Source organism: Bradyrhizobium sp. TM102, from assembly GCF_009176685.1.
Classification (GTDB): Bacteria; Pseudomonadota; Alphaproteobacteria; order Rhizobiales; family Xanthobacteraceae; genus Bradyrhizobium; species Bradyrhizobium ottawaense.
Map to the genome: position 1 here is coordinate 1463187 of NZ_AP021855.1, position 23032 is coordinate 1486218.

The window sequence follows — 23032 nt, forward strand, 5'->3', positions numbered from 1 at the left end:
TGCTAATGCTATGCAAGCTTAGGCGGTCGATACTTACTTAAATTTTAACCCTTTTTACGGTGCCCGGTTGAACTACGCTGGCCAATTTGACGCCGCGATTTCCTTGGACGGCCAGGGTTCCCGTTCGCCCGCGGGCAGTCATGTCGATTCCTTTACGGCGAAGGCGCATGGTCACGTGCCTGAGGGCGCGTTCGTTGTTCCCGACCCCAGCCTGATCTTCAACGGCGAATTCAAGCGCACGGGTCTCGATCTCGTGTTGTCCCACGAGGGTCACGAATTCGTCGTTCACGATTATTTCAGGGGCGAAAAGCGTGCCGCGCTGGCCTCACCCGACGGCGCCCATCTCACCGGCGAAATCGTCAACGCGCTCACGGGCCATGTCCAGATCGCTCAAGCCGCCCCCGGCGGCGCTGCCGCGGCCCAGGTCATCGGCCACGTCACCAAGCTCGTGGGCAGCGCGACCGCGATCCGCAACGGTGTCTCGGTCATCCTGAACAACGGCGACAACGTCGAGAAGGGTGACGTGGTCTCGACCGGCGCGGATTCCACGCTCGGCATCACCTTCATCGACGGTACCGTGTTCGGCCTGTCCTCGAATGCGCGGATGGTGCTGAACGAGATGGTCTACGACCCCAACGGGTCGAGCAATTCCTCACTGCTCAGCCTGGTCGCCGGCACCATCACCTTCGTCGCCGGCGAGACCGCCAAGCACGGCGACATGAAGATCGACACGCCGGTCGCCACCATGGGCATCCGCGGCACCGCCGTGCTGACCCAGATCAACTTCGTCGTTCCCGCCGGCGGCGGCGATCCGCAGCCGCAGGCGAGCTTCCAGGTGCTGGTCGAGCCGAACGGCACGACGGGCTCCTACATCCTGTTTGACAAGGTCACGCTGCTGCCGATCGCGACGGTCAACCAGGCCGGCCAGATGATCCAGATCAGCGGCGGCAACGTCTCGATCTCCAATGCGCTGATGTCGCCGGACGTTCAGAAGCTGATCACGGACGTGTTCACGCTGAAGTTCACCGACAACAACACCAACACCAAGCTGACCACGAACTTCACCGACACGCTCACGCCGATGAGCCTGGACGTCGTGTTCAAGTCGGGGGGCGGCGCCGTCGCGACCGCGACATTCGTCAATCTCAATCCGCAGGGATCGGAGGCGCCCGGCACGTCCGCGCCGCCCATCGTGCGTATCCCCGGCCAGCCGATTGTGCAAAGCTTCGACGCCGGCGGCAACGTGAAGACGGCGTTCGCGCTGACCGAGCGTGCTGACGCGACCGGCGACACGCATTCCGATACGATTTCCGGCCTGATCAGGTTCGTCGATCAAAACCTCGGCGACCGGCCGACGGTGAGCATCAGCCTCGCCGAAGCGCCGAACTACGTCTACAAGGACGCCGGCCAGCACGACGTCACCGGCTCGCTCTCGGCGCTCCAGAAGCAGGACATCGCGGCGACCCAGATCCAGATCAACGTCGCTCCCGATGCCGGCAACAACAACAACGGCTCGGCAGTCTGGACGTACACGATTCCCGACAAAGTCTTCGACTTCCTCGCCGCCGGCGAAACGCTGACGCTGACCTATATGGTCCGCGTCGACACCAATTTCTCAGTCAATCCCGAGTCCAGGCTCATCCCGATCACCATTACGGTCACGGGAACGAACGACAAGCCCACCGTCGCGACGTTGGGCGGAACCGTCATCGAAAAGGTCGGAACGGGCAACGAAGCTCTGGATACCATCACGGGCACCGTCACCTTCACCGACGTCGATCTGACGGACCGCCCGATCGTGAGCGCGGTGCTCTCGTCGACCCAGCCGTTCAAATATCTCGACGCGCAAGGCCACGACATCACGTCGACGCTGACGCCGCAGCAGCTCGCGGCGATCGCCGCCGTCGAGGTGCCGCTGACCGTGGTACAAGGCGCGGGAAACGGCAACAACGGTTCGGCCACCTGGACCTACAGCGTTCCCGACCATCTGTTCGATTTCCTCGCCAAAGGCGAGAAACTGACGCTCAACTACGTGGTGCAGGTCGATGACGGGCACGGCGGTGTCGTCAGCACGCCGGTTACCGTGTCCATCAACGGTGCGGACGTCAATGTCGAGGGCACCAACGACGTGCCGACGATCGTCGAAGATCTGACCACGCCGACCGGTGCGGTGACCGAGGATACGGCGGCCACGCTCGCCGCCAACGGGACCATCACATTCAACGATCCTGATCTCACGGACACGCACACCGCGAGCTTTTCGCTGAAGTCGACGATTTCGACCACGCATCTGCCGGGCTTCAGCGACGGCACCTCGCATATCGGCACGTTCGCGCTTGCCCCGGTGGTTGAAAGCCCGGGCGCCAGCTCCCGCGGGTCAGTGGGCTGGACCTTCACGCTCGACGACAACGACCCGGTGCTCCAGTCGCTGGCCGAAGGGCAGACCATCACGCAGGTCTATACTGTCAGGATCGACGACCATCACGGTGGGACGGTCACCCGGGACGTCACGGTCGTCATCACCGGCAAGAACGACGCGCCGACAGTCACCAGCGGTGCCGCGGCGGCGACAGGTCATGTCGTCGAGGACGCGGACCTGACGCTGTCGATCGGCGGTACGCTGGCCATCCAGGATCTCGACCTGATCGACACCCATGCGGCGCAGGCGGTGTTCAAGTCGTCGTCCATCAGCTCGGCTCTGCCGGGCTTCGATGCCGACAGCACGCACATCGGTACGTTCACGATCGATCAGTCGGTACTCGAGTACAACTCCGACACGAGCAATGGTGCGACGCTGGGTTGGCACTTCAGCCTCGACAACAGCAATGCAATGCTGCAGTCGCTGGCGCAGGGCCAGACCATCACGCAGGTCTATACCGTTACGTTCGACGATCATCATGGCGGTACCGTCAGCGAGGACGTCACCGTCACGATCACGGGCGTCAATGATGCACCGACGATCACGAGCGATGCCTCCGCAGCGACGGGCGCGGTGACCGAGGATGAGTGCGCCTCGCTCACGGCCGACGGCACGCTGGCGATCCAGGATTTGGACCTGACCGACACCCACACGGCGGCGTGGTCGTTCAAATCTTCGTCGGTCAGCTCGAACCTGCCGGGCTTCGGGACCGGCTCGCATATCGGCACCTTCACGATCGATGCGGTGTCCGAATCCAGCACTGACGGTAACAACGGTGCGACGTTGGGCTGGCACTTCACGCTCGACAACAACGATCCCGTGCTGCAGTCGCTCGCGGAAGGGCAGACCATCACCCAGGTCTACACCGTGACGTTCGACGACCAGCACGGCGGCAAGATCAGCCAGGACGTCACCGTCACGATCACCGGCACCAACGATGCGCCGACCGTCTCCTACGCCACGTCGGACGACATGGGCTTCGACGGCCACACCATCGCGGTCGGCGCCGCGCCGACGGTCGCCACTGATGACGTGACGCTGGACGGCCGGGTGAACTGGAACGGCGGCGCCGAGGCTGGTCACGGCCAGATCCTGTTCTACAACGGCAACACCTCGACGACGGGCTTTGGCCTGCTCGGCACGGTCAATGCCAACGGCACGATGGAGCTGCAGATCCTCGCGGGCGGCGTCCAGATCGCCGATACCGGCGTGGCAATCGCCGCGTCACAGTGGCACAACATCGCGCTGACCCGCGAGAACGGCACCTTCTCGCTCTATCTCGACGGCCATCTCGAATATTCGCAGGCATGGTCGGTCAACCCGATCGACGGCAGCCCGTCGAATCCGTCGCACTCCTACATGATGATCGGCGGCGCGAGCGAGCCGGGTGCGGCGGGCTTTGGCTCGGAAGGCTTCTTCGGCTCGATCGCCGACGTCAGCGTCTGGACCGACGCGCTGACGCAGGTTCAGATCCAGTCGATCGATTTCTCCGCGCTCAGCGGCCACGAGACGGATCTGGCCGCGTACTATCAGCTCGGCGGCGGCAGCGGCAACACGGTCGCCAATTCGGTCAACCCCGCCCAAAGTCTCGACATCGACCTTGCCGACCTCAAGGAAACCAATGAGGGGCTGGACACTCACGGCGTGCTGACGGTTTCCGACGTCGATGCGACCGATCACGTCACGGTGTCGGTCAGCCACGTGCAGGCCTATCTCGACGGCGTGCTGCAAACGGACAGCGTCGGCGGGCTGTCGAATGCCGACCTCCTGGCGGATCTCACTGTCCCCTCGGGCTACATCCTCGACGGTACCGCGACTCATACGCAGTTCACCTGGAACTTCAATTCGCACGGACAGGCGTTCGATTTCCTCGGCGCCGGCCAAACGCTGTCGCTGCAATACACGATCGTTCCGGCCGATGGTGTCGGCGCGGGCACCGGTGCAGTCGTCACCGTCAACATCGCCGGCAGCAACGACGCGCCGACGCTCGCAGATCTCCACATCGGTCCGCTCTCGGACACGGCTGCTGCCGACACTTTCTGCGATCTGACCGGGACGTTGGCGGGCAACGATGTCGACACCGGCGAGACGGCGACGCTGACCTATGCCGTCATCAACGCGGATCACCACGCGGCCACGACAGCTAGTGGACTTTACGGGACGCTGACGGTCAATCCCGATGGCAGCTACAGCTACGTTCCGAACGCCGCCGCGATCAACGCGCTGACCGACGGCTCCTACGCGGATATCTTCACGGTCCAGACCACGGATGTGCACGGTGCAACCGGCACGGCCACGCTCACGGTCGACGTGAGGGGCGCGAACGAGGCCGGCGGCCCGGTCATCGACACCGGGAGCTTCCAGGTCGAACACATCATCGAGAACAGCAACGACATCATCACTGATCTCGTCGTCGTCGATACCGATGCAGGCGCAGCTGCGGATACGTTCACCGTCACGCTGTCGACGGCGCATCCGGACGTCAGCAGCGTCTATTTCGCTCCGATGACGGGTTCACTCGGCGCAATCAACGCGGGCCTCGCGAGCGGCGGTACTGGCGTCGTCTACGATCCGACAGGCGCCAGCGCCGATGACTACCCGCAGCCGCCCGTGACCGACCGGGTCACCCTGACCGTCGCCGATTCGGCCGGCCACTCCGACACGGTCAACTTCATCTTCGTCGCGGGAGCGAGCAGCCAGGATATCATTCTGGCAGGCGCCAACGGCAAGGACGTCATCTTCGCGACGGATTCGAGCGACACGCTGATTGGCGGCGGCGCCAAGGACCAGTTCGTGTTCGCGCCGACGTCGTCGCAGACCGCGGTTCAGCACACCGTGAATGACTTCGAGACCGGCCTCGACAAGATCGACCTGCGGCAGTTCACCAGCATCACGTCTTGGACGCAGGTTTCGCAGCACGCGGCGCAGCAGGGCGTCGATACCTTGCTGACGCTCGACAGCAACGACAAGATTCTCCTGAAGAACACAGTCGTCGGCAATCTCCACGCCAGCGACTTCATCGTTCATTCCTGACGCTCGGGCGCGTCGATCGTCGGCATCTGCGATCGGCGCTGCCATTGATCGTCAATGCATGATATTCCACCAGCATGAAACGTCTCAAGATCCTGCGGCGGTGGTTTGCACGGAAGCTGGGCTTTGCGCGGCTGATGTGCCTTGCGCTGCTGGTCATATTCGCCGGCGCGCGCCTGTGGGATCCGCTGCCGATCCAGGAATTGCGGCTGCGCACCTTCGACATGTTCCAGCTGATCGACCCGCGCCACAAGACATCGCGGCCGGTCGTCATCGTCGACATCGACGACAAGAGCCTCGCCAGGCTCGGACAATGGCCGTGGCCGCGCACGCGCATCGCCGACCTGATCCAGAACCTCACCGATAGCGGCGCGGTGGCGATCGGCTTCGACGTGGTGTTCTCGGAGCCCGACCGGCTCAACCCGGAGCTGGTCGCGAGCCAGATGCGCTATCTGGACGACGCCACCCGCGCCAAGCTGCGCGAGCTGCCGAGCAACGACCAGGTCCTCGCCGACGCGATCAAGCGCTCGCGGGTGGTGCTGGGTGAGACCGGGCTTCCAGAGGTCCTGTCCGAGCTCGATAAATCGCTTCCGTTCACGGGCGTGGCCACGCTCGGGGAGGAGGGCGCCGAGCGCTTCCTGTTCGAATTCCCCGGCCTGCTCCGCAACGTGCCGATCATCGAGAAGATCGCGGCCGGTCGCGGCCTGTTCTCGATCCGGACCGAGCGTGACGGATTGATCCGCCGCGTGCCGATGATCATGCGCGCCCAGGGCAACATCATGCCCTCGCTCAGCCTCGAGATCCTGCGTGTCGTCACGGGAACGCCGACCCTGCTGGTCCGCACGGACAAGGCCGGTATCAGGTCGATCCGCCTCAAGGGCCTGGAAGTTCCGACCGACAAGAACGGTCAGCTCTGGGTGCACTATGCCCGCCGGGATCCTTCGATCTACGTGTCCGCGGTCGACGTGCTCGACAACAGCCTGCCGCCTTCCAGGTTCGCCGGCAAGCTGGTGCTGGTCGGTACCTCCGCGGGCGGATTGAACGACATCAAGACGACGCCGGTGTCACGGGCCATGCCGGGGGTCGAGATCCACGCCCAGGTGCTGGAGAGCGTGCTGAGCGGCGCGGTGATCTCGCAGCCGAATTATGCGCTCGGCGTCGAATTGCTGGCCGCGCTCGTCATCGGCCTGCTCGTGATCATCTTCACGCCGAATCTCGGCCCTGTGCGCCTCGTGCTCGCGGGTGCGACCTTCGCCGCCATCCTGGTCGGCGTGTCCTGGTTCTTCTACGCGCAGTACCGCTACCTCATCGATTTCACCTATCCGCTGCTCTCGACCACTGCGGTCTATCTGACGCTGATCTTCGCGAGCTTCGTGCGCGAGCAGCGCCAGCGCGTGCAGATCCGCGGGCAGTTCGCGCAATACATGTCGCCGGTTCTGGTCGAGCAGCTGGCGCAGTCGCCGGAAAAGCTCGTGCTCGGCGGCGAAGAGCGCGAGATGACGATCATGTTCTCGGACGTGCGCGGCTTCACCACGATCTCGGAAAGCTACAAGCAGGACCCGCAAGGCCTGATTGCGCTGATGAACCGCTTCCTGACGCCGCTCACCGACGTGATCATCGAGCGGAAGGGCTACATCGACAAGTACATGGGCGACGCCATCATGGCGTTCTGGAACGCGCCGCTCGACGATGCCGAGCACGAGGTCAACGCCTGCGAGGCCGCGATCCAGATGCTGGAGCAGATCGACGCGGTCAACAAGGAGCGCGAGCAGGAATCCGCCGACGGCGGCCATGTCTACATTCCGCTCAATGTCGGCATCGGCCTCAACACCGGCATCGGCGTGGTCGGCAATATGGGATCGGACCTGAAGAAGAATTATTCGGTGCTCGGCGACAGCGTGAACCTGGCTTCACGCCTGGAAGGCCAGTCGAAGGAATACGGCTTCCCGATCATCGTCGGATCCAGAACCGCGCTTGCCGCCAAGGACAAGTTCGCGATCCTCGAGCTCGACTTCATCATGGTCAAGGGCAAGACCGAGCCGGAGGTGATCTACGCTATCGCCGGGCGCGAGGACGTGATGCACTCAGGCGCCTTCCAGCGCCTGCGCAACATCACCATCGAAATGCTCGGCTGCTACCGCGGCCGCGACTGGCAGGGCGCACTCGATGCGATCGAACGCGGCCGTCGCAGCGAGGATGCCGACACGCTGGAAAAGCTGTTCAGGCTCTACGAGGCGAGGATCAGGGATTTTCAGATCAACCCGCCGCCGGAGGGTTGGAGCGGGGCGTATGCGCTGCTGACGAAGTAGTGGGGAGGCGTTGTTTGCGTTGCCAGCGCCTCAAATTCGCTGTCGTCCCCGCGAACGCGGGGACCCATAACCCCAGGGAGTGGTTGCCGCGCGAGATTGGCAACCACGAGTCTTCGTCAAACGACTCCCTGTGGTTATGGATCCCGGGTCTGCGCTGGCGCTTGCCCGGGACGACAGTGGTGGTTGATACGGCAGCTTGGCTCAAACGCCAGCGACGTCCATCAACTCTCGTAGGGTGGGCAAAGGCGCGTTAGCGCCGTGCCCACGATCCTGCTCCGCAATGCCGAGGTGGTGGGCACGCTTCGCTTTTCCCACCCTACGACACCTGTGTTTGCCGCTCACTCCATCCCGATCGTCGTCAGATCCTGAAACCAATGCTGCGCCTGCACGAACTGCTTGATCTTCGGCGCCAGCGCGTGCGGGTTGGTATCGTGCACGACCCAGACCAGCGTGGCGTCGTCCACGATCAGCGCGTGCGCCTGGGCCAGCAACTCGTCCTGTTTGGCGCTATCGAATGTCTGCTTGGCCTCGTCGATCAGAGCATCCACCTTCGGGTTCTTGTAGCCGCCCCAGTTGACCCCCACAGGCGCGATCTGGCCCGAATGGAAGAAGCGGACGATCGCGTAGAGCGGGTCCGAGGTGACATAGGCGATGTTGTTGGCGGTGATGCCGGCGTTGATCTCGTCGGCCGCGCCCTTGCGCCAATGCGTATATAATGTCTCGAGCTCGACCACTTTGAAGTCGATGTCGATGCCGATCTCCTTAAAACTCTGCTGCAGGAATTCGTTCATCGGCAGCGACAGCATCTGGCCGGTGCCGCCCTGTGCGATGATGAAGGTTGCCTTCAGTGGTTTCGCCTTGGAGTAGCCGGCCTCCTCGACCAGCTTCTTCGCCGCAGCCAGATCATATTTCAGCTCGAAGCCTGGCTTGCCGAACCACGGGCTGGACGGGTCGACCTGGCCCTTCGCGGGCTTGGCGAGGCCATTCATCAGCCCGACCACGGCGTCGCGGTCGATCGCAAGGTTCAGCGCCTTGCGCAGTCGGATGTCGGTCCAGGGGGAGCCTGGCAGCACGCTGAGATGATAATTCCAGACATGCGGTGTGATGTTGTCGACGAGCTTCATGCCGGCGGCTTTCAGTTGCGGCACGGCATCCGGCGCCGGCGTCTCGATCAGATCGACTTGCCCCGCCAGCAGCGCATTGGTGCGGGTCAGCGCTTCCGGCATCGGGACCAGCACGATCTTGTCGGCCTTGGGAATGCGCTTCTTGTTCCAGTAGTCCGGGTTCTTGCTGAGTTCTGCAAGCTCGCGCGGTACCAGCTTCGTCAGCTTGAACGGGCCGGTGCCGGAGGGCTGGCTGGCGAACTTGTCCCAATCCTTGCCGAGCTTGTCGTACTGCGCGGGGCTCGACACCAGGAACCACAGCATCTGATAGGGAAAGAAGGAATCGACCGTCTTGGTGGTGATCTCCACGGTGAAATCGTCGATCTTGGCGTAGCTCGCAACGGAGGGGAGGCGGGTCTTCACCTGCGCGCTCTGGCGCTTGTCGAATTGCGGCGCCTTGTCGTTGAGCACCTTGTCCAGATTCCAGATCACGGCGTCGGCGTTGAACTCGCTGCCGTCGTGAAACCTCACGCCCTTGCGCAGCGTGAAGCGCCATTTGGTCTTGTCGGCATCATCGACCTTCCACTCGGTCGCAAGCCCCGGCACCAGCTTGCCGGGCCGGTCGGCGACGTCCATCTCCCAGGCCACCAAGGGATCGTAGATCGTGTAGGCCGTGAACTGATAGGCGCCGGCGCCGCGATCGGGCTGACCCGTGGTGAGCGGAATGTCCGCCATCGAGATGCCGTAGCGCACCACCGTTTCGGCGCGCGCCGAGATTGCGGATAACGCCAGTGCAAGCACGGCGAGACAAATCGATAGACGAACACGCATGGCCCAGAGCTCCCAGGGGATTTCGGGACCGAACTTGCAATCTTGATGCCAGAATAGGCAGCGCGGCGCGTGCACCCGCCTACGACCTACAAGGACTTGTCGTCGCAGGGCCAAATCGCAGAATAAGTTTCTCTTTGGCATAGCCATTGCATACGATTGCATCAAAAATAGTCATCGAAGCCGGAAAAGGATTGAGGCGATGCTTACTAAGAAGAACACGTGCGCGGCATGGATCGCGGTGCTCGCTCTAACGACGGTGGCTGCATGGCCGCGTGAGGCCAGTGCCGAAACCGTGCTGCGCATCGGCATGACCGCTGCCGATATTCCGCGCACGCTTGGCCAGCCCGATCAGGGTTTTGAAGGCAACCGCTTCACCGGCCTCACCATGTACGACGCGCTGACCGGCTGGGACCTGTCCTCCGCCGAGAAGGCGAGCGTGGTGATTCCCGGCCTTGCCACCGAGTGGAAGGTCGACGATGCCGACAAGACCAAGTGGGTTTTCAAGCTGCGCCCTGGCGTGACCTTCCACGATGGTTCCCCGTTCAACGCGGATGCCGTGGTGTGGAACGTCGAGAAGGTGTTGAAGCAGGACGCGCCGCAGTTCGACGCCAGCCAGGTCGGCGTCACGGCCTCGCGCATGCCGACGCTGGCCTCCGCCAAGAAGATCGACGACATGACGGTCGAGCTCACCACCAAGGAGCCCGACAGCTTCCTGCCGATCAACCTCACCAATTTGTTCATGGCGAGCCCGGCGAAGTGGCAGCATTTCTATGACAAGGCCGAAGGCGCCGACGCCAAGGCCAAGTCGCAGGCGGCATGGACGGCGTTTGCCAGGGACGCTGCAGGCACCGGCCCGTGGAAGATGGCGAGCTTCACGCCGCGCGAGCGGCTCGAGCTCGTCAAGAACGCGAGCTATTGGGACAAGGCGCGCGTGCCCAAGGTCGACAAGATGGTGCTGTTGCCGATGCCGGAAGCCAACGCCCGCACCGCGGCGCTGCTCTCCGGTCAGGTCGACTGGGTTGAGGCGCCGGCGCCGGACGCACTGCCCGAGCTCAAGCAGCGCGGCTTCAAGCTCTACGCCAACGAGCAGCCGCATGTCTGGCCGTGGCAGTTCTCCCGCGTCGAGGGCTCGCCCTGGAACGACATCCGCGTGCGCAAGGCCGCCAACCTCTGCGTCGATCGCGAAGGTCTCAAGGACGGCCTGCTCGCCGGCCTGATGGTGCCGGCGAGCGGCACCTTCGAGCCCGGTCATCCCTGGCGCGGCAAGCCGAGCTTCGAGATCAAGTATGACAAGGCGGCTGCGCAGAAGCTGATGCAGGAGGCGGGCTTCGGCCCCAACAAGAAGCTGACGGTCAAGACCCAGACCTCCGCCTCGGGTTCGGGCCAGATGCAGCCCTTGCCGATGAACGAGTATCTCCAGCAGGCCCTTGCCGAATGCTACTTCGATGTGCAGCTCGACGTCATCGAATGGAATACGCTGTTCACGAACTGGCGCCGGGGCGCCAAGGATCCGTCGGCGAACGGTTCGCACGCGACCAACGTGACCTACGCGGCGATGGATCCGTTCTTCGCCCTGGTGCGCTTCCTGCAATCGGGCATGGCGCCGCCGGTCTCGAACAATTGGGGTTTCATCAACAATCCCAAGTTCGACGAGCTGGTGAAGAAGGCTCGCCAGACCTTCGATCCCGCCGCGCGCGACGCCGCGCTCGCCGAGCTGCACGCGGCCTCGGTCGACGATGCCGCATTCCTCTACGTCGCCCACGACGTCGGCCCCCGCGCCATCAGCCCGAAGGTCTCGGGCGTGGTGCAGCCGAAGAGTTGGTTCATCGACTTCTCACTGGTGTCGATGAAGTAGTTCGCGCCACACGAAAAGTGCACCCTCTCCCCTTGTGGGAGAGGGTGGCTTCGCGACAGCGAAGCCGGGTGAGGGGTCTCTCTCCGCGAGTGACCCTCTCGCTCATTCGATAATGCTGTATCCGCGGATAGATACCCCTCATCCGGCGCTTCGCGCCACCTTCTCCCACAAGGGGAGAAGGAAGAAAGAAGACCAGTGCTCGCCTATATCACCAGACGCATCGTCTACGTCGTCCCGATCGTCATCAGCGTCGCGCTGGTGTGTTTCCTGCTCGTGCACATCACGCCGGGCGATCCGCTGGTCGCGGTGCTGCCGGCCGATGCCTCGCAGGAACTCGCCGCGCAGCTCCGTGCCGCCTATGGGTTTGATCGCCCGCTGCCGGTGCAGTTCGGCTTGTGGCTGATGCGCGCGCTGCACGGCGATCTCGGCAATTCCATTGCGACGGGGCGCCCCGTGCTCGCCGAGGTCATGCGCGCGGTCAGCAACACCGTCACGCTGGCGATTGCCGCCGCGATCATCGGCTTCACCATGGGCATCCTGCTCGGCCTGATCGCCGGCTATTTCCGCGAGACCTGGATCGACAAGCTCGCGACCTCCTTTGCCATCGCCGGCGTATCCGTGCCGCATTACTGGCTCGGCATGGTGCTCGTCATCATCTTCTCGGTGCAGCTGAACTGGCTGCCCGCGGTCGGCGCCGGGCCCGGCGGCTCCGCCACCTGGGCCTGGGACTGGGCGCACCTGCAATACCTCGTGCTGCCCGCGATCACGACATCGGTGATTCCCATGGGCATCGTCACCCGCACGGTGCGCGCGCTGACCGGCGACATCCTGAGCCAGGATTTTGTCGAGGCCCTGCGCGCCAAGGGGCTGCATGAGCGCGGCGTGTTCCGCCACGTCATCAAGAACGCCGCGCCCACCGCGCTCGCGGTGATGGGGCTTCAACTCGGTTATATGCTCGGCGGCTCGATCCTGATCGAGACCGTGTTCTCCTGGCCGGGCTCGGGCTTCCTGCTCAACTCGGCGATCTTCCAGCGTGATTTGCCGCTGCTGCAGGGCACGATCCTGATCCTGGCGCTGTTCTTCGTCTTCCTCAATCTCATGGTCGACATCGCGCAAGCCGCGATCGATCCGCGCATCAAGCGGGGCTAGTGGGATGAGGTGCCACACACTCAGTGTCGTCCCGGCGAAGGCCGGGACCCATAACCCCGGTAAGCGGTTGTGGGACGAGACGGCCACTACGAGTCTTCGCCAAATTACATTTCGTGGCTATGGGTCCCGGCTTTCGCCGGGACGACGATGGAAATTGCGGCGATGAGCGAGCTTCCGTTGTCTGCCACCGCCGATGCCGCGCTGCAGGCCGCACCCGCCACCAAGGCGCGCGGTTATTGGGCGACCGTCGGCCGCCGCATCCGGCGTGACAAGGTCAGCATGGCATGCGCGCTGGTGCTGCTGCTGATCTTCCTGTCCGCGATCCTCGCACCGTGGCTGGGTCTGGAAGATCCCTACAAGGGCTCCATGATCCGCCGCCTGCGCCACATCGGCACCGCTGGCTATCCGCTCGGCACCGACGAGCTCGGCCGCGACATGCTGGCACGGCTGATCTACGGCGGGCGGCTGTCGCTGGTCATCGGCATCCTGCCCGTGATCCTCGCGTTCTGCATCGGCACCTCGCTGGGCCTCGTCGCCGGCTATGTCGGCGGCAAGCTCAACACCGCGATCATGCGCACGATCGACGTGTTCTACGCCTTTCCCTCCGTGCTGCTGGCGATCGCGATCTCCGGCGCGCTGGGCGCCGGCATCCTCAATTCCATCGTGTCGTTGACGGTCGTGTTCGTGCCGCAGATCACCCGCGTCGCCGAAAGCGTCACCACCGGCGTGCGCAACATGGACTTCGTCGAGGCCGCGCGCGCCTCCGGCGCCGGGCCCTTCACCATCATGCGCGTGCACATCCTCGGCAACGTGCTCGGCGCGATCTTCGTCTATGCGACGAGCCTGATTTCGGTCTCGATGATCCTGGCGGCCGGCCTTTCTTTCCTCGGTCTCGGCACCAAGCCGCCGGAGCCGGAATGGGGGCTAATGCTCAACACCTTGCGTACCGCGATCTACGTCAATCCCTGGGTCGCCGCATTGCCGGGCGCGATGATCTTCGCCGTCTCGATCTGCTTCAACCTGCTTTCGGACGGCCTGCGGAGCGCCATGGACATCAGGAACTAGCCATGAGCGAGAGCAACACATCCGTCGAAATGCTGGAGCCGGTCGAAGACCGCGGCGGCGTCGCGCAGCCGTTGCTTCAGGTCAACGGACTGACAAAGCACTTTCCCGTTCGCGGTGGATTGTTTGCCGCGAAGCGCACCGTGCGCGCCGTCGACAACGTCTCCTTCGCCGTCGCCAAGGGCGAGACCGTCGGCATCGTCGGCGAGTCCGGCTGCGGCAAGTCCACCACCGCGCGCCTGCTGATGCATCTGATGCCGCGCGACACTGGCGACATCATCTATGACGGCATGACCGTCGGCCAGTCGCTGAGCTTGCGCGAATTGCGCCGCGGCATGCAGATGGTGTTCCAGGACTCCTATGCTTCGCTCAATCCGCGCCTGACGATCGAGGAATCGATCGCCTTTGGCCCGAAGGTGCACGGCATGGGCGATGGCGCGTCACGGGCGTTGGCGCGCGAGCTGCTCGGCAAGGTCGGCTTGCGCCCCGAAAACTTCGCCAACCGCTATCCGCACGAGATCTCCGGCGGCCAGCGCCAGCGCGTCAACATCGCGCGCGCGCTGGCGCTGTCGCCGCGGTTGGTGATTTTGGATGAAGCGGTCTCCGCGCTCGACAAATCCGTCGAGGCGCAGGTGCTCAACCTGCTCGCCGATCTCAAGCGCGAGTTCGGGCTGACCTATCTCTTCATCAGCCATGACCTCAACGTCGTCCGTTACATCTCGGACCGCGTGCTGGTGATGTATCTCGGCGAGGTCGTCGAGCTCGGCCCGGTCGACCAGGTCTGGGACAACCCTGCGCATCCCTACACGCGCGCACTCCTGGCGGCGATGCCGTCGTCGGACCCCGACAGGCGCACCGAGCAACCGCCAATCACCGGCGATCCGCCCAACCCGATTGATCCGCCCCCGGGCTGCCGCTTCCACACCCGTTGCCCGTTTGCGGAGCCGCTCTGCGCAAATGCGACACCAAAGCTCACCGCGCTGGATAATATGGGCCACGAGGCCGCGTGCTACATGGCGATACCGGGTTCAGGCCACAGCCGCGCGCCCAGGGAGAAGATCGCATGACGAGACCGACACCGAAAGAGATCAAGCCGATTGCGCTAGTTGCCGGCGTCCCCGTGGACGACGAGATCGCGACGCGCATCTCTAATTCCATCGGACCTGCCTTCGAAGGCTTCGCGGCCATCGCCGGCACGCTGCCGTTCGACCTCGAGCCCGCGCTCTATCCGACCGTGCAGACGCAGAAGGTGTCGAAATGAGCACTGAGCCTGCATTGATGACGCTCACCGAGGTCGCGCGCGCGATCGCGATGAAGCAGGTGTCCTCGCATGAGGTGACGCGCGCGCTGTTGCACCGCATTGCGCAGTGGCAGCCGCATCTCAACGCCTTCATGTCGATCGAGGCCGAGGCTGCATTGCATGCGGCGGAGGCCGCCGATTCCGATCTCGCCAAGGGCAATGTCCGTGGTCCGCTGCACGGCGTGCCGCTCGCGCACAAGGACATGTATTACGATGCCGGCCACGTCGCGACCTGCGGCTCGCTGATCCGTCGTGATTTCGTGCCGACCGTGACCTCCACGGCGTTGCAGCGGTTGAAGGACGCCGGCCAGATCAGGCTCGGCACGCTGCATCTGGCCGAATTCGCCTACGGCCCGACCGGGCACAACGCCCATTACGGCCCGGTGCGCAATCCCTGGAACGTCGCGCACATCACCGGCGGCTCGTCGTCGGGCTCCGGCTCGGCGGTCGCGGCGCGGCTGACCTATGCGGCGCTGGGCTCGGACACCGGCGGCTCCATCCGGATGCCCGCGCATTTCTGCGGCGTCACGGGGTTGAAGACCACCGTCGGTCGCGTCAGCCGGGCCGGCGCGATGCCGTTGTCGCAGTCGCTCGACACCGTCGGCCCGCTTGCCCGCACCGCCGAGGATTGCGCGCTGCTGCTGGCGCTGATGGCTGGGGCGGACCCTGCGGACTCGACCTGCAGCCACGAGCCGCTGTCGGACTATGTCGGCGCGACCAAGGGCTCGCTGAAAGGCCTCAAGATCGGCGTACCCGCCTCGTTCTATGTCGACGATCTCGACAGCGAGGTCGCGCGCGTGCTGGACGAGACCATCGCCGTGCTCAAGCGTGAGGGCGCGGACATCGTCACGGTCGAGCTGCCGGACCAGCGGCAATTGTCCTCGGCGAGCCAGCTCGTGCTCGCCGCCGAAGCTGCCGCCTTCCACAAGCGCTGGATGATCGAGCGTCCGCAGGACTATGGCCCGCAAGTCCTGATGCGACTGCAGAACGGTCTCGCCGTTCCAGCCATCACCTATCTCGAGGCGATGCGCTGGCGCGGCCCGGCGCTGGCCGCGCACAACGCAGCGACCTCGGACGTCGATGCCGTGATCGCGCCGGCCTCGCCGGTGCCGGCGCCGACGATCGAGGAGAGCGATGTCGGGGGCGGGCCGAACGCACCGGCCATGGTGCAGCGGCTGACGCTGTTCACCCGCCCGGTGAACTTCCTCGGCCTGCCGTCGCTCACCGTACCCTCGGGCTTCACGAAAAGCGGCCTGCCGGTCGGCATGCAGCTGATCGCCCGCTCCTTCGACGAAGCGACCCTGCTCACCATCGGCGCCGCCTTCCAGCGCGTCACCGATTATCACGATCGATTGCCGAAACTGCCGTCATGACCAACCTCGTCGACATCTCAGGCCTCAACATCCGCTTCACCGGGGAGCGCACGGTCTACGCCGTGAACGATCTCAGTCTCTCGCTGGGCAACAGTGAGGTGTTGGGCCTGCTCGGCGAGTCCGGTTCGGGAAAGAGCGTGACCCTGCGTGCGCTGATGCGGCTGTTGCCGAAGAAGCGCACGCAGATTTCCGGCACCGTCAACGTCATGGGCCGCGACGTGCTCGCCATGAACGACGAGGAGCTGTCGTCCTTCCGCGGCCAGACCGTGTCGATGATCTTCCAGGAGCCGGCATTGGCGCTGGATCCGGTCTACACCATCGGGGCGCAGATCGCCGAAAGCGTCGTGCGCCACGAGGGCAAAAGCTACGCGGAGGGCAGGGCACGCGCACTCGAAATGCTCGAAGTCGTGCGCATTCCCTCCGCAAAACGCCGGCTCGACGCCTATCCGCACGAGATGTCCGGCGGCATGCGTCAGCGCGCCATGATCGCGCTGGCGTTGGCGTGCCGGCCAAAAATCCTGCTCGCGGATGAGCCGACCACCGCGCTCGATGCCACCGTGCAGATCCAGATCCTGCTCTTGCTGCGCGAGCTGCAGCGCGAGTTCGGCATGTCCGTCATCTTCGTCACCCACGACATCGGCGTCGCCATCGAGATCTGCGACCGTGTCGCGGTGATGTATGCCGGCCAGATCGTGGAGCAGGGCACGCTTCGCGACATCGTCCGCAGCCCGGTGCATCCCTATGCCAAGGGCCTGCTCGCCTCGACTATTCACGGCGCCAAGCGTGGCGCCCGCCTCGAAACCATCCCCGGCACGCCGCCTTCGCTGACCGAGAAACCCCACAACTGCTCCTTCGCCCCGCGCTGCGCCGTGGCGCAGCCCCGTTGCCTGGCGCAATTGCCTGCCAATGTGGCGGTCGGGCCGGGCCGGGCGGCGCGATGTGTGCTGGCGGAGCAGACGGCGGCGCTGTCATAGTATTCGAACGGCGCTGCAGCAGCGCTCCTTCCTTTGAAATTCCTCTACGGCAACACCGAGTTGTCACAGTTCACCGGCGACTGCAGGCCAAAGCCGTTCTACTTTGCATGGGGTTGTTTTCGACATTTTTGTCGAAGGCGGGTTAAGCGACTAGCATTCAGACGCCATTCATCCCGGTTCCCGTTCCATGCGGCCGTTCATGCAGAGGGACCAGATTTATGCACATTTCAAACGAAGGCCTGCTCGTCATCCTGTTCGTCGGCCTAGTGGCCGGCTGGCTCGCCGGCAAGGTGGTGCGCGGAACGGGGTTCGGGATCATCGGCGACATCGTGGTCGGCATCGCCGGTGCGCTGGTGGCGAGCTTCCTGTTTCCGAAGCTCGGCATTCGCCTCGGCACAGGCCTGGTATCCGAGATCGTCTATTCCGCCATCGGCGCGGTCATCCTGCTGCTGGTGGTACGGCTGGTGCGGGGCGGCGGCCGGTTCTAGCAGCCGCCCGGTTTGGTCGATCGGAACTAGCCGCCTCTCCCAGGACCGGGGAGGGGCGGCGGCCACTGCACCAAAAAGCCGCAAAGACTGTGAAATACCGGACTTGCGTGCGGGGCCATCAGGGGTAGATGTGGGCCATCAGGTTTTTGGATGAACCCGGCTGCGTTGGACGCAGGGCGAACATGATGTTAATCCGGGGCGAGTACCCTGAATTGCTCGTGAAATCAGGGGCCTTGGCCCCCACCTGAAAGAGATCAGACTGATGGCAGCCGGTCCTGGCGTCCGCCGTTCAGAGCTCGGTGACGCCTTACGCGCTTGTCGCACGGCGTTCATCGGCGTCGGCTTGATGAGCTGCATGATCAACCTGCTCTATCTGACCGGGTCGATATTCATGCTGGAGGTTTACGACCGGGTGCTGCCGAGCCGCAGCGTCCCGACCCTGGTCGGCCTGATCATCCTCGCCAGCTTCCTCTACATGGCGCAGGGTGTGCTCGACATGATCCGCAACCGGATCCTGGGGCGGATCGGCACCGCGCTCGATGAAGCCCTCAACAAGCGCGTGTTCGACACCATCGTGCGCCTGCCGCTTCTGGTCGGCAGCCGCAACGAAGGCCTCCAGCCGCTACGCGACCTCGACAATGTCCGCTCCTTTCTCGGCGGAATGGGCCCGAGCGCATTCTTCGACCTGCCCTGGCTGCCGCTCTATCTCGCCATCTGCTTCGCCTTCCACGTCATGATCGGCGTCACCGCGCTGGTCGGCGCCATCATCCTGGTCGGGCTGACGCTGGTCACCGAGTTCATGTCCCGCCAGCCGGCGCGCGAGGCGATGGGGCTTGCCGCCCAGCGCAACGATCTCGCCCAGGCCAGCCGCCGCAACGCCGAAGTCATGGTGGCGATGGGCATGGCCGGCCGGATGAACCAGCGCTGGAGCGAGACCAACGAAAAATATCTCGCCGGCAATCAGCGCGCGAGCGACGTCGCCGGCGGTCTCGGCGCGGTCGCAAAGGTGCTGCGCATGATGCTGCAATCGGCCGTGCTGGCGGTCGGCGCCTATCTCGTCATCCACCAGGAGGCGACCGCCGGCATCATCATCGCCGGCTCGATCCTCTCCGCCCGCGCGCTTGCGCCGGTCGATCTCGCCATTGCGCACTGGAAATCCTTCGTCGCGGCACGCCAGAGCTGGCACCGCCTCACGCGCCTGCTGGAGCAGATGCCGGCGCAGACGATGCCGACCCAGTTGCAGGCGCCCACGAGCCGGCTCTCGGTCGAAGGCGTCGCCATGGTGCCGCCCGGCGACCAGCGCCTCATCGTGCAGGACATCACCTTCGCGCTCGCCGCGGGCAACGGCCTCGGCGTGATCGGCCCGAGCGGTTCCGGCAAGTCGTCGCTCATCCGCGCGCTGGTCGGGGTCTGGCAGCCGGTGCGCGGCAAGGTGCGGCTCGACGGCGCGGCGCTCGACCAATGGTCGTCCGACATGCTTGGCCGGCACATCGGCTATCTGCCGCAGGACGTCGAATTGTTCGGCGGCACCATCGCCCAGAACATCAGCCGGTTCGATCCCGAGGCGACGTCCGAGGGCATCATCGCGGCTGCGAAAGAAGCCGGCGTGCACGAGATGATCATCAAGATGCGCGAGGGCTACAACACGCAAGTCGGCGAGCAGGGCACGGCGCTTTCCGCCGGCCAGGCGCAGCGCGTGGCGCTGGCGCGCGCGCTCTATGGCAACCCCTTCCTGATCGTGCTCGACGAGCCCAACTCCAATCTCGACACCGAAGGCGACGAGGCGCTGACCCGCGCCGTCCGCGCCGCTCGCGAGCGCGGCGCCATCGTGGTCGTGGTGGCGCACCGCCCGATCGGCGTCGAGGCGGTCGACCAGGTCCTGGTGCTGCGTGATGGCCGCATGCAGGCTTTCGGCCCAAAGGAGCAGGTGCTCGCCCAGGTACTGCAGCCGCGCGTGACGCCGCCGGCCCCGATCAAGATCGTCAGCGAAGGTGGAGTGGCCAAACCATGAGCACAAAGCCATGAGCACGATGGCCATCGGCGGCCCGAAGCCTGCCGCGAACAAGACCGTACGCGAATCCATCAAGTTTCACCTGATCCTCGGCTTCGTGATCGTGCTGGTGCTTGTCGTCGGTCTCGGCGGCTGGGCCTCGACCGTGCTGATCTCGGGCGCGCTGATCGCGCCGGGCCAGATCGTGGTCGAATCCAACGTCAAGAAGGTGCAGCATCCGACCGGCGGCGTGGTCGGCGAGGTGCGCGCCCGCGACGGCGACCTGGTCAAGGCCGGCGATATCGTGGTGCGGCTCGACGATACCGTCACCAAGGCCAACCTTGCTATCGTCACCAAGAATCTCGACGCCGCGCAGGCGCGTGCGGCGCGCCTGCAGGCCGAGCAGCGCGGGGTCGACAGGATCGAATTTCCGCAGGCCCTGATCGAGCGCGCTGGGGATCCCGACGTCAAGCTGCTGCTCTCCGCCGAAACCAAGCTGTTCGACGTCCGCGTCAACGGCCGCACCGGACAGAAGGCCCAGCTGCGCGAGCGCATCACGCAGCTCAACGAGGAGATCGCGGGGCTCAGCGCCCAGGAGAAGGCCAAGGATCAGGAGATCGCGCTGGTGCAGAACGAGCTCACCGGCGTGCGCGAGCTTTACGACAAGCGTCTGGTGCAGATCTCGCGTCTGACCCAGCTCGAACGCGACTCGGCCCGTCTCAACGGCGAACGCGCGCAGTACATCGCTTCGCGCGCCCAGGCCAAGGGCAAGATCACGGAGACCGAGCTCCAGATCATCCAGGTCGACAAGGACGTGGTGAGCGAGGTCTCCAAGGATCTGCGCGAGACCAACGACAAGATCGGCGAGCTGATCGAGCGCAAGGTTGCCGCCGAAGACCAGCTTCGCCGCATCGACATCCGCGCGCCGCAGGACGGCATGGTGCTGCAATCCACGGTGCACACGGTCGGCGGCGTCATCACCGCCGGCGACGCTCTCATGCTGATCGTGCCGCAGGCCGACGATCTCCAGGTCGAGGCAAAGGTCAATCCGGTCGACATCGACAAGCTGCAGATCGGCCAGAAGACGCTGTTGCGCCTCTCCGCCTTCAATCAGCGCACCACGCCGGAGCTCAACGGCCTCGTCAGCCGCGTCTCGCCCGACGTCACCACCGACCAGCGCACCGGCCAGAGCTACTACACCATCCGCGTCTCGATGCCGGCCGCAGAGATCGCCCGTCTCGGCGACGTCAAGATGATTCCCGGCATGCCCGTGGAAGCCTTCGTCCAGACGGGCGACCGCACGATGCTGTCCTATCTGATGAAGCCGCTGCACGACCAGCTGATGCGGGCGTTCCGGGAGAAGTGACGGGCGAAAGCGCGTCGTGATCTCGTAGGGTGGGTTAGCGCAGCGTAACCCACCGCTTCTCTATCCGCGGAAGCAGAAGTGGCGGGTTACGCTGCGCTAACCCACCCCACGGCACCGTGTTTCTCGCTGTCGGTCTCGTCGGGTGGGCAAAGGCGCGATGCGCGGTGCCCACCGTCTCTTACACGACGGGCATATTGGTGGGCACGCTCCGCTTTGCCCACCCTACGGCACTGACTTCTTTGCTATAGTTCGACTCAAGCCCATCAACTCGGCGGTCGACCATGCAATCCCCATCCTCCATCGCCACCGAATCCTTCTCCGACGCCACACTCGCGGTCGCGCGGCTCGAAGAAATCTACGAGCGCAACACAAAATTCCTGCGCGACCGGTTCGAGGCCTATGTCGGCGGCGAAGCGATCACGACGCGGGTGCGAGCCTATTATCCCTTCGTCCGCCTCACCACCGCGACGCATGCGCGGCTGGATTCCCGTCTCGCCTACGGCTTCGTCGCCGGGCCCGGCGTCCATGAAACCAGCGTGACGCGTCCGGATCTGTTCCGGAGCTACCTTATCGAGCAGATCGGCCTCTTGATCCAGAATCACGGCGTGCCCGTCGAGATCGGCGAGTCTGCCGAGCCGATCCCGATCCACTTCGCCTATCGCCGCGACATCAACATCGAAGCTGCGATCACGACGAGCGAGAACTCCTCTGTCGCGCGATCGCTGCGCGACGCGTTCGACGTGCCCGATCTCGCCACCATGGACGATTCGATTGCCGACGGCACCTTCGAGCTTCAGCCGGGCGCGCCCGAGCCGCTGTCGCTGTTCCGCGCCGCCCGCGTCGATTACTCGCTGCGCCGGCTCTATCACTACACCGGCACCGACCCCGAGCATTTCCAGAATTTTGTCATTTTCACCAACTACCAGTTCTATGTCGACGCCTTCGCGCAGCTCTGTCAGCAGCGGCTCCAGTCGAGTGAGGCTGGCCTTGACGCCTTCGTCGCGCCGGGCAACGTCATCACGCGCAGCGCCGGCGCAATCAGCGGCGTTGCGCCGGCGCGCATGCCGCAGATGCCGGCCTTCCACCTGGTCGCATCAGGCTATCGCGGCATCACGCTGATCAACATCGGTACCGGTCCGTCCAACGCGCGCAACGTCACCGACCATGTCGCGGTGCTGCGCCCGCATGCCTGGCTGATGCTCGGCCATTGCGCGGGCCTGCGCAACACGCAGCGCCTCGGCGATTACGTGCTCGCGCACGGCTATGTGCGCGAAGACCACGTGCTCGATCGCGAGCTGCCGCTGTGGGTCCCGATCCCCGCGCTGGCCGAGATGCAGGTCGCGCTCGAGGAGGCGGTCGAGGACGTCACGGGGCTCGAAGGTTTCGAGCTCAAGCGCCTGATGCGCACTGGAACCGTCGCGAGCGTCGACAACCGCAATTGGGAGATCTCCGGGCCTGAGGTGATCCGGCGTATGTCGCAGTCGCGCGCGGTCGCGCTCGACATGGAATCGGCCGCGATCGCCGCCAACGGCTATCGCTTCCGCGTTCCCTACGGCACGCTGCTCTGCGTCTCCGACAAGCCGCTGCACGGCGAGATCAAGCTCGCCGGCATGGCCAGCGAATTCTACCGCCGCCGCGTCGGCCAGCATCTCGAGATCGGCCTGAAGGCGCTGGAGCGGCTCAAGCAACAGGAATCGGAGCGGCTGCATTCGCGAAAGCTGCGCAGCTTTGCCGAGGTGGCCTTCCAGTAAAGGACACCGGAACTGTCGTACGCATGCTGACG

14 protein-coding genes are annotated in these 23032 nt (G+C 64.7%); 13 read left to right on the plus strand and 1 reads right to left on the minus strand.

Annotated features, from left to right (window positions below; all coding sequences use genetic code 11):
• Positions 1 to 175: 175 nt before the first annotated feature.
• Entirely contained in the window at positions 176 to 5452 is a 5277-nt protein-coding gene (locus GDN70_RS06890) for a VCBS domain-containing protein (protein WP_244625871.1), read from the plus strand.
• 74 nt (positions 5453 to 5526) lie between these two features.
• Positions 5527 to 7758 (plus strand): CHASE2 domain-containing protein, encoded by a 2232-nt coding sequence (locus GDN70_RS06895; protein ID WP_152102324.1) that lies wholly within the window; start codon positions 5527 to 5529, stop codon positions 7756 to 7758.
• Positions 7759 to 8096: 338 nt separating this feature from the next.
• On the opposite strand, the gene GDN70_RS06900 is transcribed toward GDN70_RS06895, so the two are convergent.
• Complete coding sequence (locus tag GDN70_RS06900) at positions 8097 to 9692, minus strand: ABC transporter substrate-binding protein (protein ID WP_028140666.1); 1596 nt, start codon at positions 9690 to 9692, stop codon at positions 8097 to 8099.
• A 199-nt stretch (positions 9693 to 9891) separates the two neighbouring features.
• Here GDN70_RS06900 and GDN70_RS06905 point away from each other — a divergent pair, with 199 nt between their 5' ends.
• From GDN70_RS06905 to GDN70_RS06955, 11 genes are all read left to right on the plus strand, one after another.
• Positions 9892 to 11547, plus strand: coding sequence for an ABC transporter substrate-binding protein (locus GDN70_RS06905; RefSeq protein WP_152102325.1), 1656 nt, complete (start codon positions 9892 to 9894; stop codon positions 11545 to 11547).
• Positions 11548 to 11742: 195 nt separating this feature from the next.
• Positions 11743 to 12696 (plus strand): ABC transporter permease, encoded by a 954-nt coding sequence (locus GDN70_RS06910; RefSeq protein WP_152102326.1) that lies wholly within the window; start codon positions 11743 to 11745, stop codon positions 12694 to 12696.
• 162 nt (positions 12697 to 12858) lie between these two features.
• A complete protein-coding gene (locus GDN70_RS06915) occupies positions 12859 to 13761 on the plus strand; it encodes an ABC transporter permease (RefSeq protein ID WP_038948831.1) in 903 nt (300 codons plus the stop codon).
• A gap of 2 nt (positions 13762 to 13763) precedes the next feature.
• Complete coding sequence (locus GDN70_RS06920) at positions 13764 to 14825, plus strand: ABC transporter ATP-binding protein (RefSeq protein WP_161966272.1); 1062 nt, start codon at positions 13764 to 13766, stop codon at positions 14823 to 14825.
• Positions 14822 to 15019, plus strand: a complete 198-nt coding sequence (locus tag GDN70_RS06925) for a hypothetical protein (protein ID WP_038948830.1) — start codon at positions 14822 to 14824, stop codon at positions 15017 to 15019. The genes GDN70_RS06920 and GDN70_RS06925 overlap by 4 nt, the downstream gene beginning before the upstream one ends.
• Positions 15016 to 16431: an amidase gene (locus tag GDN70_RS06930; RefSeq protein ID WP_152102327.1), complete on the plus strand. Its 1416-nt coding sequence runs from the start codon at positions 15016 to 15018 to the stop codon at positions 16429 to 16431. Before GDN70_RS06925 ends, GDN70_RS06930 begins: the two co-directional genes overlap by 4 nt.
• Positions 16428 to 17405 carry an ABC transporter ATP-binding protein gene (locus GDN70_RS06935; RefSeq protein ID WP_028140659.1) on the plus strand — a complete coding sequence of 326 codons (978 nt, stop codon included), beginning with the start codon at positions 16428 to 16430 and terminating at the stop codon, positions 17403 to 17405. Before GDN70_RS06930 ends, GDN70_RS06935 begins: the two co-directional genes overlap by 4 nt.
• 218 nt (positions 17406 to 17623) lie before the next feature.
• Positions 17624 to 17893, plus strand: coding sequence for a GlsB/YeaQ/YmgE family stress response membrane protein (locus GDN70_RS06940; RefSeq protein ID WP_028140658.1), 270 nt, complete (start codon positions 17624 to 17626; stop codon positions 17891 to 17893).
• Positions 17894 to 18155: 262 nt separating this feature from the next.
• Positions 18156 to 19904, plus strand: a complete 1749-nt coding sequence (locus tag GDN70_RS06945) for a type I secretion system permease/ATPase (RefSeq protein ID WP_028140657.1) — start codon at positions 18156 to 18158, stop codon at positions 19902 to 19904.
• Positions 19905 to 19914: 10 nt separating this feature from the next.
• Positions 19915 to 21249: an HlyD family type I secretion periplasmic adaptor subunit gene (locus GDN70_RS06950; RefSeq protein ID WP_028140656.1), complete on the plus strand. Its 1335-nt coding sequence runs from the start codon at positions 19915 to 19917 to the stop codon at positions 21247 to 21249.
• Between the two features lie 281 nt (positions 21250 to 21530).
• On the plus strand, positions 21531 to 23000 hold the full coding sequence (locus tag GDN70_RS06955) for an AMP nucleosidase (protein WP_028140655.1): 1470 nt from the start codon (positions 21531 to 21533) through the stop codon (positions 22998 to 23000).
• Positions 23001 to 23032: the final 32 nt, after the last annotated feature.

Coding starts and splice junctions, on each gene's coding strand:
- GDN70_RS06935 (WP_028140659.1), top strand. CDS start 16,428: ATGACCAACCTCGTCGACATCTCAGGCCTCAACATCCGCTTCACCGGG.
- GDN70_RS06930 (WP_152102327.1), top strand. CDS start 15,016: ATGAGCACTGAGCCTGCATTGATGACGCTCACCGAGGTCGCGCGCGCG.
- GDN70_RS06925 (WP_038948830.1), top strand. CDS start 14,822: ATGACGAGACCGACACCGAAAGAGATCAAGCCGATTGCGCTAGTTGCC.
- GDN70_RS06940 (WP_028140658.1), top strand. CDS start 17,624: ATGCACATTTCAAACGAAGGCCTGCTCGTCATCCTGTTCGTCGGCCTA.
- GDN70_RS06955 (WP_028140655.1), top strand. CDS start 21,531: ATGCAATCCCCATCCTCCATCGCCACCGAATCCTTCTCCGACGCCACA.
- GDN70_RS06920 (WP_161966272.1), top strand. CDS start 13,764: ATGAGCGAGAGCAACACATCCGTCGAAATGCTGGAGCCGGTCGAAGAC.
- GDN70_RS06945 (WP_028140657.1), top strand. CDS start 18,156: ATGGCAGCCGGTCCTGGCGTCCGCCGTTCAGAGCTCGGTGACGCCTTA.
- GDN70_RS06950 (WP_028140656.1), top strand. CDS start 19,915: ATGAGCACGATGGCCATCGGCGGCCCGAAGCCTGCCGCGAACAAGACC.
- GDN70_RS06900 (WP_028140666.1), bottom strand. CDS start 9,692: ATGCGTGTTCGTCTATCGATTTGTCTCGCCGTGCTTGCACTGGCGTTA.
- GDN70_RS06915 (WP_038948831.1), top strand. CDS start 12,859: ATGAGCGAGCTTCCGTTGTCTGCCACCGCCGATGCCGCGCTGCAGGCC.
- GDN70_RS06895 (WP_152102324.1), top strand. CDS start 5,527: ATGAAACGTCTCAAGATCCTGCGGCGGTGGTTTGCACGGAAGCTGGGC.
- GDN70_RS06905 (WP_152102325.1), top strand. CDS start 9,892: ATGCTTACTAAGAAGAACACGTGCGCGGCATGGATCGCGGTGCTCGCT.